The 12,322-nt window shown below is 65.3% G+C and carries 14 protein-coding genes and 1 tRNA gene; 3 read left to right on the top strand and 12 right to left on the bottom strand.

Translation table 11 applies throughout. From position 1 onward, the window contains the following. Nucleotides 1–592 precede the first annotated feature (592 nt). Both ID574_RS53410 and ID574_RS53405 read left to right on the top strand, forming a co-directional pair. Entirely contained in the window at nucleotides 593–739 is a 147-nt protein-coding gene (locus ID574_RS53410; RefSeq protein ID WP_188196781.1) for a hypothetical protein, read from the top strand. A gap of 332 nt (nucleotides 740–1,071) precedes the next feature. Next, on the top strand, nucleotides 1,072–1,890 hold the full coding sequence (locus ID574_RS53405) for a DUF4231 domain-containing protein (protein ID WP_188196780.1): 819 nt from the start codon (nucleotides 1,072–1,074) through the stop codon (nucleotides 1,888–1,890). 33 nt (nucleotides 1,891–1,923) lie between these two features. On the opposite strand, the gene ID574_RS53400 is transcribed toward ID574_RS53405, so the two are convergent. The 5 genes from ID574_RS53400 to ID574_RS53380 all read right to left on the bottom strand — a co-directional run bounded on the left by ID574_RS53400 (nucleotide 1,924) and on the right by ID574_RS53380 (nucleotide 5,110). After that, on the bottom strand, nucleotides 1,924–2,178 hold the full coding sequence (locus tag ID574_RS53400; protein WP_188196779.1) for a hypothetical protein: 255 nt from the start codon (nucleotides 2,176–2,178) through the stop codon (nucleotides 1,924–1,926). Then, complete coding sequence (locus tag ID574_RS53395) at nucleotides 2,171–2,995, bottom strand: hypothetical protein (protein WP_223168027.1); 825 nt, start codon at nucleotides 2,993–2,995, stop codon at nucleotides 2,171–2,173. The genes ID574_RS53400 and ID574_RS53395 overlap by 8 nt, the downstream gene beginning before the upstream one ends. 16 nt (nucleotides 2,996–3,011) lie before the next feature. Continuing rightward, on the bottom strand, nucleotides 3,012–3,416 hold the full coding sequence (locus ID574_RS53390; protein ID WP_188196778.1) for an RDD family protein: 405 nt from the start codon (nucleotides 3,414–3,416) through the stop codon (nucleotides 3,012–3,014). Nucleotides 3,417–3,447: 31 nt separating this feature from the next. Further along, nucleotides 3,448–4,470, bottom strand: a complete 1,023-nt coding sequence (locus tag ID574_RS53385) for a hypothetical protein (protein WP_188196777.1) — start codon at nucleotides 4,468–4,470, stop codon at nucleotides 3,448–3,450. A gap of 567 nt (nucleotides 4,471–5,037) precedes the next feature. After that, nucleotides 5,038–5,110: transfer RNA gene (locus ID574_RS53380), tRNA-Arg, on the bottom strand. Nucleotides 5,111–6,067: 957 nt separating this feature from the next. Here ID574_RS53380 and ID574_RS53375 point away from each other — a divergent pair. After that, nucleotides 6,068–7,105, top strand: coding sequence for a M15 family metallopeptidase (locus tag ID574_RS53375; protein ID WP_223168026.1), 1,038 nt, complete (start codon nucleotides 6,068–6,070; stop codon nucleotides 7,103–7,105). Between the two features lie 24 nt (nucleotides 7,106–7,129). Here ID574_RS53375 and mscL read toward each other — a convergent pair whose 3' ends face one another. The 7 genes from mscL to ID574_RS53340 form a co-directional block, all read right to left on the bottom strand. After that, nucleotides 7,130–7,534, bottom strand: coding sequence for a large conductance mechanosensitive channel protein MscL (gene mscL, locus ID574_RS53370; protein WP_188196776.1), 405 nt, complete (start codon nucleotides 7,532–7,534; stop codon nucleotides 7,130–7,132). 23 nt (nucleotides 7,535–7,557) lie between these two features. Further along, complete coding sequence (gene cpaB, locus ID574_RS53365; RefSeq protein WP_223168025.1) at nucleotides 7,558–8,160, bottom strand: Flp pilus assembly protein CpaB; 603 nt, start codon at nucleotides 8,158–8,160, stop codon at nucleotides 7,558–7,560. Continuing rightward, on the bottom strand, nucleotides 8,157–8,963 hold the full coding sequence (locus tag ID574_RS53360) for an S-methyl-5'-thioadenosine phosphorylase (protein ID WP_188196775.1): 807 nt from the start codon (nucleotides 8,961–8,963) through the stop codon (nucleotides 8,157–8,159). Before ID574_RS53360 ends, cpaB begins: the two co-directional genes overlap by 4 nt. 195 nt (nucleotides 8,964–9,158) lie before the next feature. Then, nucleotides 9,159–9,716, bottom strand: coding sequence for an alpha/beta hydrolase (locus ID574_RS53355; RefSeq protein ID WP_188196774.1), 558 nt, complete (start codon nucleotides 9,714–9,716; stop codon nucleotides 9,159–9,161). Between the two features lie 109 nt (nucleotides 9,717–9,825). After that, complete coding sequence (locus ID574_RS53350; protein ID WP_188196773.1) at nucleotides 9,826–10,143, bottom strand: FmdB family zinc ribbon protein; 318 nt, start codon at nucleotides 10,141–10,143, stop codon at nucleotides 9,826–9,828. Between the two features lie 69 nt (nucleotides 10,144–10,212). Next, a complete protein-coding gene (locus ID574_RS53345) occupies nucleotides 10,213–11,715 on the bottom strand; it encodes a potassium/proton antiporter (protein ID WP_188196772.1) in 1,503 nt (500 codons plus the stop codon). A 23-nt stretch (nucleotides 11,716–11,738) separates the two neighbouring features. Continuing rightward, on the bottom strand, nucleotides 11,739–12,308 hold the full coding sequence (locus tag ID574_RS53340; protein ID WP_188196771.1) for a 5-formyltetrahydrofolate cyclo-ligase: 570 nt from the start codon (nucleotides 12,306–12,308) through the stop codon (nucleotides 11,739–11,741). Nucleotides 12,309–12,322 lie beyond the last annotated feature (14 nt).

Genomic DNA, 12,322 nt, shown 5'->3' with positions numbered 1-12,322 from the left:
CCAAACGCCGACACGCTGCGCCACGCTGACATGCACGCGCAGCGAGAGAGGAGGACCCATGCATGAAGACCACGACCACCCCGCCCAGTCATCCAGAGAGGTCCGCCCGCTACGGCGGCCTCCGTACGGCATGCCGCTTCGGGACCGGTCCCGGCGCTTCGCCGCGTCCGACTCCCTAGCCTGGCGAACGTACTCGACCCCCGCCCCGCCGCAGAGTTCGACCACGCGAAACCATGATCGCCTGACCCGACCGGCGCTTGTCGCCAGCCTCCTCGTCTGCGTAGGCCTCGGCATCTGGTCGAGTACGTGGGGGACTGACGGTATCTCACCCCGAAAGAACGCCGCCTTGATGCCGACGCCTCGGCTGAGCGTTGCAGAACGGTCGGTCGTGGTCACCTCGCCCTTGTCGTCCACACCCGCGCGTCGGACGCCTCCCCGCTCATCGACGCCAAGATCGAGTCCCAAAGCGTCGGAGGGCAAGGTGATATCGCCGAGGAACCGTCGTGTATCAGCCGCCCTGGCTGCGCCGCGTAGGCGTCCTGAGAACGTCCCGGTAGCCCCGCGCAGGAAGAGCACGATTCGTGTTGATCGTGTGGAAGAGCCCAAGCGCATCGACCGGGAAGACGGCAGCAAGAAGCGAGAGGTTCCGCTGGTCGCCGTGATGTGCGACGAACTGTTCCCGCCTTCCAGCCCTGAATTCCGCATCCGTAACCGCGCATGCCACCTGATTTACGGATAGCGCGACAACGTCGGACGGCCCTTGACTAGCAGAAACAGCGGTCAAGGGCTTCTTCATGTGTCCGGTGCTGTCCGGCTGTCCACTGATCGTCTGCGGGAGATCATGCCAAATACGTGCGCACAATCCGAGCGCACGCGCGACCACCAACGCGCTCCGGGCGGCGCTCAGAGCTCTCTCGTGGACGCATAGTTAACACTATTCCCAGAAGCACATCCCCTTACGCTTCGACACCGCGAGGTAAGAAGAGATAGATCGAAAGATACCTTTCCGCTGGCCGATTTCCAATGTATGGTCACAGCGACTGATCGACTGGCAAAGACTTTGGGGGTCGAGTGACGGAGTCTGTTGCGACCATCAAAGAAGATGTCACCGATGTCAACTTTCAGATCTACAGGACCGAAGAGGAACTTAGGAGGGCTCGCTTTAAGCGTTCCACAGCCGCCGCTGGTGTTCTAATCATAGTTCTTCTCGCGTCGGCTGGCGCCGCCACGTACGCCCTATTGCCTCATGCGCGCACCTTACTACCCTTGTGGGCGCTGACGGCAATAGGCGTGGTCCTCCTAGGCGGAGCATCTGCCCTGATCATATACACGGGGCGTCGTCAACTTGAAGTATTCAAGAAGGAGCGAGATCTAGCCGAATACCGCGAGACTCTCAGGTCACTACGTCGCAGAGCGCCTTCAAATGATCCTGTCGCAATCCTCGAATGGTATCACGAGGATGCCATCCTAGTTATTGACGACTATCGCACCAACGCCAATCGGTACCGCCGAGTGCACAACGCTTTTCAGTCAATCATCATAATCGGTTCGATAATAACAACAGCAGTTACGAGCGCGGCCGGCCAGATACCATTATTTGGCGTACTGGCACCGTTTATAAGTATCATCGTGGGCATCTCGGCCGGGATGACAGGCTACTTCAAATTCCGGGAACGTAGCCTAAACCTGCAACAGACAGCCGACGATATCGAGCATGAGCACAACGCTGCCGCTCTCGGAATAGAAGGGTACCGCCGTGCCCCTAGCAGACAAGAAGCGCTTGTAGATTTTGCCGAAAGGGTTGAGCGCCTCAAGGACGAGCAGCGCAAGCGCGAACAGCAGCTCGAGCAGCCACCTGACGCCGCACGACAGAGAACTGCGTCAGAGTAGCGGCTGGGGGACGCGCGGAACGGCTCAGGGCTCCTACTGCCGCTGCTCTTCGGCTTCGCGCTTCACTCGTGCGGTAATGGTCTGGGCCTGAGCTCTGACGTCGTCGAGGGCGGCGCGGATGGCCGAGCGGTGCATCGCCCACTCATCACGGAAGCGATCTCCGGCAGGCCCAGCCCAAATACTCCTATCGCAGGTGGCGTCCACCGCTTCCAGCGTTCGTTCGATGTCATCGGCGGCCTGGGCGATGACGCGCATGTCCGCTTGCCACTCGCTCAATCGATCAGGCATGGCTAACCTCCGGGTCTCCGGCGGACAGCATCTCAGCGATGTGACGTGACAGGGTCGCGGCACTCACCGGCCGGGCTGTTATCCCACTCGGTGCATGAGGGCTGTCCACGACCACCGCCCAGACCGCCCGGTCCGTGGCGTACGTCGTCACCATGGGTCCGGGCGGATCGCTCAGAAGAACCAGTTCACCCACGATGCGGGCATTGTCAATCACCGCTGCGAGCGGGCCCACATGCTCTCGATCCAGGGCTGAGGGATCCAAGGAAGTGCTCTCGCCGTCTCGATCGGCCACCCCGTAGGGGTCCACAAGCGGCTGAACGAGATTCACCGCATCCTCCACCGTGCCAGCCAGCGTGAACAGATGCATGCCGCCTGCGGTTATGCGCTCCACGAGCAGCAGGTTGGCGGCGTGTATGTGCACATAGCCAAACGCGGTGCCGGTGGCGCTGTCCTGCTTGGCGGCAAGCACACGATCAGGGGTACGGCGGAGAGTAAGGGCGAGATCAACCTCCATTCGGATGTGCATGTCAATCTGAACCTCTGGTGCCCCACGTAAAGCAGCGTCCAATTCCTCGATATTGCGGATCTCCACGGCTTCGCGGGAGACGAGCGAGCGCAGAGCCGTCGCGAGCACCCATTCGCGTTGCTGAGAGTCCATGCGGGACAAATGAGGCTTGGGGATGAACGTCTCCTCTGGATCGAGGACGGCCAGTTCCTCGTCGGTTAATCGGACCAGCGATTGTGTCCCGCCCTCTGCCAATGCCTGGCTTATCTGGGCTCGATATTCCGCCAGCTCCATATCGAGGCGTGTTTCCACAACCGGTCAGCTCCCATCAGCGAAGATCCGCCTTTCGGACTATCCGCAATCCTGCTATGTCAAGGTGATCCACGTCACTGCCTGACAGAATCAACACCGGGGAAATCAGGATGTAGAAGAAGCCCCAGAGCCAACGGTGGATCGCCTGGCCAACGCCGGGCTTACCGAGGTCGGTCGTGCGAATGAGACGAAGCCCGCTGATGAGCTTGCCGATGCTTCCACCAGCCAGGACCGTCAAGATCACGTGATTGCAAAAGGACACCAGCAGCAGCGCGCCGACGGCGACTATCCAATAGTTGATGGTCCGGCCGAAAACCTCACCGCCCACGACTCCGGTACCGAGGGCGAGCAGGCCATCCGTCCAGATGGGCACGATGCGCCGGTTGCTACTCGCCAGGGGAGGAACCTCGATGGGCGTCATGATGCCTCTCCAACCTCAACGACCAGATGACTCACCAGAACTTGAACTTCTCGACGAAGCTCTTCGCGCCTTCCACAGCCTTTCCCACTCCCGCCTTGATGTCATCTCCCCATTTATCCCACGCCCAACTGCCCAGGAAATAGGCGCCGGCCACGCCGAGAGCTACCCATCCAGCCACGGGTACCGCCGCAGCCACGGCGGCCGACGCGCCCAGCGCCGTAGCTATCCCTGCGCCGCCCATGACCGCGACAGCGCCGCCGGCTTGAACCACGCCCATGCTGCGGTCCACCCAGCCCTGAGCACCCTCATGGGTGGGCATAACAGCTTCTTTGACGCCGCTGACGACGGCCGCAGGCAGCGTGATACGCGCGAGCACCCCGGCACCGGGAGGATTCTTGACCAGCAGGTGCGCGCCAGGCACTCGTAACCGCTGCATGGCAGCTGAGACTGTCTGCTGCCACTTCCACGGCTGTTTGTAGAGATCTTGAATCTTTCGCGCCTTGAGCGTCTCGGCGATCAGATCGCCGAGCTTTCGGTTACCGGGGAGCGCCCCCATGTAGCGGCGGATGTCATAGACAGCGCGGGCCGCGGCGACGTTCCGCCCCTGAGCCCACCGTTTCTGCAGTTGGACCGCAGCCTCCACGCCACTCATGATCGCAACTACCTTGAGCGGCCTGGTCACATACTTCGTGTGGTCTTTGTACTTCTCCCAGATGTCCAGGACGCCTGTCATGCTGGCGAACAGCAGGACACCTTCCGGATCCTTTTCCAGCAGTCCCGCGCGACGCCGAATATCTTGGGCTTGGTCTTGTGCCCATGAGGCGCGCGCCGGAAAGGAGGCGAGACGACCGGCATCGCCGTTCCACCGTTCTAAAAGCCGCCGAATCACCGCACCTTGGACGACAAGCGATCCACCCGCAACCTCGGCAGCCGCCGCCAGGTTACGAGCTTGATCCGGCTTCATCCCGACCAGACTCATCATATTGAGCGTAGAGCCGCGGTCAGTATGGCGCATCGATCCATGTATCTGCGATATGCCCGATACCAGATTCACGCCGCTGAGTGAAGAGGCAGTGACATCGCTCCTAGCCCGTCTACCTGGTCTCCTTAGCGGTACGGTGCCCAGGAGACGGGCGAGCAATGAGCGGCACCTGTGCCGATTTGATATATCAGTCCACATTTTGCTAGATCGTGGAGTATGGCGATCACCTTTACAGTGCTGGCATGATCGCCACATCAGGGCATCGGAGATCCGGTGCTTGGCTGCTTCGTCCTGGCCGATGGCCCTCGCCAGAGGCTACGCGGACTCTGAGGATCCAATCTGTTGGACAACGTGGATAGAGCGGTCAAGCGTCATGCCGACGTCTGTACAGTCATTCCCTACGCTGCCGCCCGGGAATGCCTCGCCGGTCGGCGGCCGGGGAGCGTCTCGGTGCCAGAGTGGTCCATAAACTGCGAGCGACCTGGGGAAACGTCCTCAAGATCATCCCCCATATGTCCCCAGCTTAAGGTCCTACGGCTGCATGCGGGTGCCCTCGGCGACCTACCAAGGGCCTAGGAAGCAGAAGACCTGCGGCAGGAAAACCGCAGGTCAGAGAGCAAAATGCCTGGTGGAGATGAGTGCCCCCGGCAGGATTCGAACCTGCGGCACCCGCTTTAGGAGAGCGGTGCTCTATCCCCTGAGCTACGGAGGCGGACTCCCGTAAGCCTAGCGAAAGTATGGCACTGCGTGTGACGCCGGACCGGGATCAGTTTGGCGGGGATGGTTATGGGTGCTCTGAGCTGCGGTAAAGCCATGACAAGTGATCAGATTCTCGCTCGTCACCCATGGCTAGCTTCTGGCTGTGACCAGGAGGCGATGCAGGCAGGTGCGGCGGCGGCCCGTGGTGTTGTTCGGGGCCTTGTTGGCGCCGGCGATCCTGGCTGGAGGGTTGCTGGCCGGGCAGATCCAAGGGTTTGAAGGGCTTGGGGGGTCCGCTGGCGTAACGGCGGGTGGGGGTGGGGCGAGGCTGGCGTTTGAGCCGGTTCTCGTGCCTGCGCCGGCTCATCCTGATCGACTGTACGAAGGGCCTGTGCCGGGGGCTGTAAGGACACTGGCCAGGCCTGCTCGGACGGTGGAGGTCGATCGGGGGGATGGCGGGGGTGAGCCTCGGCCTGTTGTGGAGGAGGAGCCCTATACGCCTGCTCCCATTCGGCCGGGGGCTGAATGCCCGGGGGAGTGGGTCGATACCTGGTTGTGGGAGATGTGTCGGGAGCAGGGGCAGGAGAGGGAGCAGGAGCAGGAGCAGGAGGAGCCGGTTCTTCAGGGGTTTGCTGGGGGTTGGTTGTCTGGGATTTGAGGGGCCTCTTGGCTTCCGGGTGGCTGCAAGGCCCGTGGAGAAGTTGGTGCGGGTGGCCGAGGGCGGCGGTAGGTGGGGGCTCCAGGTGGGTGGGGTCGGGGCGGGATGTGGCTGGTTGTGGGGGGTGGCTGTCAAAAGTGGGCTTTTTGTCTCATAACAGCTCTCCGGAGTTCGGCTCGGACACTCCGGGGGCTGTAGTAACGTGCGTGCCTGACCCGGGTAACGAGTTTGCATACGGAGGAGTCGAAGGTGCCAGCCCCTCGATCAGCGGGTCTGATCGCGGTAGTCATGGCGGTGGCGGCTTCTCTTTTTTTGCCCTCTGCGTCGGCCCAGGCTCAGGGCCCGGCTCGGACCCGCGCCCAGGCTTGGGTTCAGGAGCGGCGGGATCCGGGGAACCTTACCGAGCTGCGGAAAGAGGCGGAGCGGTCCGCCAAGGAGCTTGAGGAAGCCACCAAAGCCCTTGAGAAGCGGCGGAGCACCATCGCGGCCTCCGAGAAAGAGCTCAGGAGCAAGCTGACGGCGCTGCAGGAGCTGGAGCGGAAGCTCGCGGTCATGCGGCAGCCCGTGTCGCAGATGGCCGAGTTGCTGTACGAGCAGCCCATCGCGGCCGAAGGGGTGCTGCCGTTCCTGACCGGGGGCGCGGATGAGAAGACCCTGCGGGCTCTTTCTGATGCGACCCAGATCGTGGCGGTACGGCAGCAGGCCGTCGAGCAGACCAGTGCGCTCTACAAGGAGACCGAAAGGCTGGCGGCCGAGGCTCAGGAGCTGCGGGCCGGCAATCTGCTGGCGGAGGCGCAGCTGGCGGCCGAGGTCGAGACGTTGCGGCAGCGGTCGGACAAGATCGTGAAGTCGCTGACCGCGGCGCTGGTGAAGCTCGGGATCAAGGTTGACAAGGTGGGGCGGGCGGCGCTGGGGTGTGATCCGCTGCGGGCGGCAACGGCAGGCGACTATCCCAACGGGCTCATCCCCAAGAGCATGCTCTGCCCGTTGCAGCAGAAGGGGTTCAGCCTGCGGGCCGATGCGACCATCGCCTTCGTGAGCTTGAACGAGGCCTATCGCAAGCGGTTCGGGAAGCCCATATGCGTCACGGACGCCTATCGGAATCTCGCCGAGCAGCAGGCCATCTACTACCGGCGGCCGGGGTTCGCGGCCGTGCCGGGGCGGAGCAACCACGGGCTCGGACTGGCTGTGGACCTGTGTGGAGGGGTGGAGCGCGCGGGGTCCGTCGAGTTCGTGTGGATGGAGAAGAACTCCAAGAAGTATGGGTGGTTCCATCCCTCCTGGGCCTACAGCAGCCCGTTCGAGCCTTGGCACTGGGAGTATGACCCCAAGCTGGGTTCGTTGCTCTGACGGTCTCCCTCTGCTCTCGGCGCGCTACAGCTGGATGGTGGGCACCTCGACGCTGCAGAAAGCGCAGCGGGAGGCGGCTTTCGGGATGGTGGACAGGCACTCGGGGCAGTCGCGGGTGGTCGACTCGGCCTTGGCGGCGTTGCGGTCCTTGATGTGGGTGTACGGCTTCACCAGCAAGAAGTAGACGACTGCGGCGACCATCAGGAACGAGATGACGGCGTTGATGAAGTTGCCGTACATGAAGTTCGCCTGACCGATGGTGATCTTGAGGGATGAGAAGTCGGGGAGGCCGCCGAACGCTGAGATCAGCGGGGTGAGGAGGTCGGCCACGAACGACTGCACGATCGCGTTGAAAGCCGCACCGACGACCACCGCGACCGCCAGGTCGATGACGTTTCCCTGCATGAGGAACTTCTTGAATCCGGTCATGGAGAACGATCGTAGTCGAATGATTACTCAGAGTTAGAGGGTTTGATGGTGATGGATAGGCGGGCGCTTGCTTGGGCTGCTGCCAGCTCTGTTGCCTGGGTTGGGGTGGTGGCGAGGACGATCAGGGTGCCATGGGTGTCTGCGTGGGGTGTGGCCGGTTGCGGGAGGGTGATGACCGTGACCTCTTCTGCGACGGTGCGTGCGGCGTTGGGGTTGTCCTCGCCGGCGGCCAGGACGGTGATGGTGGAGCCGGGGTGGAGCAGTCTTGCGGCCTCCGGGTCGGAGATGCGTACGGGGGTGGCGACCATGCCGGGTGGCAGGCGGTAGGAGTGCAGGAGGCGGGCGTCCGTCAGCGGCTCGCCTCTGCGCATGGGAGACGTGAGGTAGCGGCCGGCTGCGGCCGTGGTCGTGCGTACGGCTCCGTCTGGAGGGTGGTTGAGGGGGGTGGGGTGGAGGTCGGACGGGGTCAGAGGGCCGGGAGGGAGGTCGCGGGTCGCCACCAGCACCGTGGCGGGCGGTGAGGCTGGGCGGGTGGCGAAATAGGCGGAGATGACGGCTAGGGCGGCCAGCGCCGCCGCGATGAGGCGGCGGCGACGGCCGTAGCGGGTCAGCCAGGACTGGATCACGGCAGGTCGAAGGGGAGCTTGATGCCGTCCAGGGCGCCGCCGCAGGGGCACGTGCGCTCTTCGGGCAGGGCCTCCACGGTCTCGGCCACCAGCGTGCGCATGCGGGTGACGTTTTGCGCGAAGAACTCGAGGACCTCGTCGTGCGTCACGCCCTGGCCCGCCTCCACCCCGGCGTCGTGGTCGGTCACCAGGCAGAGCGACGTGTAGCAGAGGGCCAGCTCGCGGGCCAGGACCGCCTCGGGGAAGCCGGTCATGCCGATGATCGACCAGCCGTTGGCGGCGAACCACTGGGACTCCGCCCGGGTGGAGAAGCGCGGGCCCTCGATGACCACCAGCGTGCCGCCGTCGACGGTCTCCCAATCGCCGGCGCGGGCCACCTGGACGGCCACCGCGCGGCCGGACGGGCAGTAGGGGTCGGCGAACGAGACGTGGACGGCGCCGTCGATGTCGTAGTAGGTCTGAACGCGTCCTGACGTGCGATCTACCAGCTGGTCGGGGATGACCATGGCCCCCGGGCCGTACGCGGCTTGCAGGGACCCTACGGCGCTCGGCGCGAGCACTTGGCGGACGCCGAGGGAACGCAGCGCCCAGAGGTTGGCACGATAGGGGATGCGGTGCGGCGGGAAGCGGTGATCTCGCCCGTGCCGGGGGATGAACGCCACCGAGCGCGAGCCGATGCGTCCGATCGTGACGATGTCGCTCGGTGGGCCGTAAGGAGTGGCGAGTTCGATCTCCTCGGCGTCGTCGAGAAGCGAGTAGAACCCTGAGCCGCCGATGACGCCGATGTCTGCGCGAGTGACCATGGCGCCGAGAGTAGCCGCATCGGCGGTGGGCCAGGCGTGACCGAGCCGCGTTCTGTGGATAACGTGCCAACTCACCTGGTTGGTCGGTTGGAGCGCCTGTCGTGGGACGTGACGGGTCGCGGACGTTGGTGGCCGATCGGCAAGATGGTCCGCGGCTTGGGTGAATGGTCGATCGCGGGGCGGCCGGGCCGCGCGTCAGCGCCAGACGACGTCGTCGAGGAATCGTTCGATGGTCGTCAGCACCTGGCCGAGGACTTCGGCGGATCTCTGCAGCGGGCCCGGCACCTTCATGCCGTGGTCGGCGTCGGTGACCTCGAGCACGTGCGGCGTCAGCTTCCGGGCCACGGCGCCGTCCCAGAAAGGGTCCGCGGTGCCGCCGACGAGGAGGAACGGCTTCGTGGCACGGCGCAGGGCCTCCCGGCACGGGGCCATCGTGAGCAGCGGCGTCAGCCAGACGGCCGGCAGGGCGCGCTCGGCGGCCACGCTCGCGCCGTACGAGCCGAGTGACTTGCCGATCAGGAGGGGCGTGGGCGTGGGGAGCTTCGCCACGACGGGCGTCACCTGGTCGTGGACCCAGGGCGACAACTCCTCCAAAGGGCGGCCGTCCAAGGGCGGATTCCACGAGATCAGCTCCACGCCGGCGCCACGGCGGTCTGCGGCTGCGCTCGCGTACGCCAGCAGGCCCGCCTGCGGGCCGAACCCGCCGCCGGGTATGACGACGGCATGCCGATGACCGGTCCCGTCCTTCCCCATGAGGGAAAGGTACCGGCCCGTTGGGTTGACGCGTAGAGCTGTACGGCTGGAAAGGGCGCGCCCGGAAGGCGCGCCCTGGAGGAGCCGTTCGCTCTGGAGCCGGTAAGGCTCAGTTGGAGGCGGCGGCAGGCGCAGGGGCCGGGGTGGACGAGCTGGAGGAGTCCGAGGACTTGCTCTCCGAGGACTTCGACGACCCGTTGGACGACGACCCGTTGGACGACCCGTTGGACGAGGACGACGAAGACGACGACGCGCGGTTGTCGGTCCGGTAGAAGCCGGAGCCCTTGAAAACGATGCCCACCGCGGAGAACACCTTCCGCAGGTTCCCCTGGCACGCCGGGCACACCGTCAACGCGTCGTCGCTGAACTTCTGGACGACCTCGAGCTGCTCACCGCAGTCGTTACAGGCGTACTGGTAAGTCGGCACGCGGCTCCTCCTACAGAATCTGGCACTCGAGCGTTGCGACTGCTAATGCTAACCGATTAGGTCAAACGGCTATTCCTGTCCCCGCTCCCCGTACCAACCGGCCAGCTTGCCGCTGCGGCTCACCGCCCGCAACCGGCGTTCGACCTGGTCGCGGCAGGCGGCGGTGGTGACGATCAGGAGCTGGTCGTCGGCCCTGACCCGCGTGGTGGTGGTAGGCACGAAGGATTTGCCGTCGCGGACGATCAGGGTGACCTGTGCGCCGGCAGGAAGGCGCAGCTCGAAGATCTCCACGCCGTGCAGGCGAGACCCTGCCGGGACCTTGATCTGCAGCAGGTCCGCCTTGAGCTCCTCCAGCGGCGCCGCCTCCACCTCCAGGTCGTGCGCCTCGCCGGGGGCGGCCACCCGCAGGAGCCGCGCCGCGAGCGGCAGCGTCGGCCCCTGGAGCAGGGTGAACACGATGACGATCACGAAGACCTGGTTGAAGATGTCCTCGGAGCCCTCGACGCCGGCCGCCCATGGGATGGTCGCGAGCACGATCGGGATCGCGCCGCGCAGCCCGGCCCACGACAGGAACATCTGCTCGCGCCAGTTCACCCAGCCCAGTCTCAACGCCCACGACAGCACTGAGCTGACCAGTACGGACAGCGGCCGCGCCAGGAGCACCAGCAGGGTGCCGGTGACCAGCCCGGGGACGATCGCCGACGGCATCGCCTCGTAGCTGGCCATCATGCCGAGCATGACGAAGAGCCCGATCTGCGCCAGCCACGCCGCGCCCTCCGCGAAACCCCTGGTCGCAGCCCGGTGCGGCAGCCGCGAGTTGCCCAGGATCAGCGCCGTCAGGTAGACGGCCAGGAACCCGGAGCCGTGCAGCAGCACCGCGCCGCCGTACGAGACGAACGTGAGCGCGAGGACGGCGATCGGGTACAGGCCGGAGGCGGGGAGCGCGACGCGGCGCAGCGCGTATGCGCCCGCGGGACCCACCCCCAGGCCCACCGCGGCGCCGATGACCAACTCGATCGAGGTTTGGAGCAGGAACGTTCCCACGGACGGGTTGTGGGAGCCCCCGCTGAGCAACGCCACGGCGATGACCGTGGGGGCGTCGTTGAACCCCGACTCCGCCTCCAGTACGCCCGCCAGGCGCGGCGGCAGCGGCAGTCTGCGCAGCACGGAGAAGACGGCGGCCGCGTCCGTGGAGGCCAGCACCGCGCCGAGGATCAGCGCGGTGTTGCCGTCGAAGCCGAGCAGCCCCTGTACGGCCAGCGCCAGCACGACGATGCTGACCGTCACGCCCGCGGTCGCCATCACCATGGCTATGGGGACGGAACGCCGTACATGGGACCAGTTCGTGGTCAGACCGCCTTCGGCGAGGATCAGCGCCAGCGCGGTCAGGCCGATCTGCTGGGCGAGCTGGGGATCTTTGATGGAGAACCCGAAGCCGAAATCGCCCAGGACCAGCCCGAAGCCGAGGAACAGCAGCAGACTCGGCAGACCGCTGCGATGCGCCACGCGTACGGATGCGATGGCCGCGATGACGATCCCCGCGCCGACGAGGAGCCAGACGTCATGCGTCATCCGGCCCCCTCTCGTCCCTGTGTTCACATAAGAGTAATGAGTCCCTCTGGTGTCACCGCATATCGGACCTGCTGATCGTGCGGTTCCGCGGGGACGCCGTCGATCAGTTCGCCCTCGTGCAGCAGGGCCACCGTCGGTACGTTCGGGCCGACCCTGGCCAGGGCTCGATCGTACGAGCCGCCGCCGCGGCCGAGGCGCACGCCCGTCCGCCGGTCGACCGCCAGCGCCGGCACGATCACCAGCGCGGCCGTGCGGATGGCGTCGACGCCGCGGCGCGTGTCGACCGGCTCCATGATCCCGAAGCGGCCGGGCTTGAGCGTGTCCGGCCCGTCGTACACCGCCCAATCCAGGTCGTAGTCCTCGCGCAGCACGGGAAGGATCACCGTGGCGCCGTGTTTCCAGAGAGCGAACACGAGCCCGTGCGTCTCCGGCTCCGACCCCGTCGACCAGTAGCAGGCCACCAATCCGGCCATTTGGACCCACGGCTGTTCGAGCAGCGTTTCGCGGACTTTGATGGCGTTTGCCCGCAGCTGTTCGGGGGAGAGGGAGCTACGCGCCGCTTTCAGGTCGCGGCGCAGGTTGAGCTTGTCCACAGGTCCCTCCACTA

The organism is Nonomuraea sp. SYSU D8015 (assembly GCF_008065375.1).
Taxonomy (GTDB): Bacteria; Actinomycetota; Actinomycetes; order Streptosporangiales; family Streptosporangiaceae; genus Nonomuraea.
Note: the sequence above shows the minus strand (reverse complement) of the source record. Positions and strands in the feature narration are given on the sequence as shown.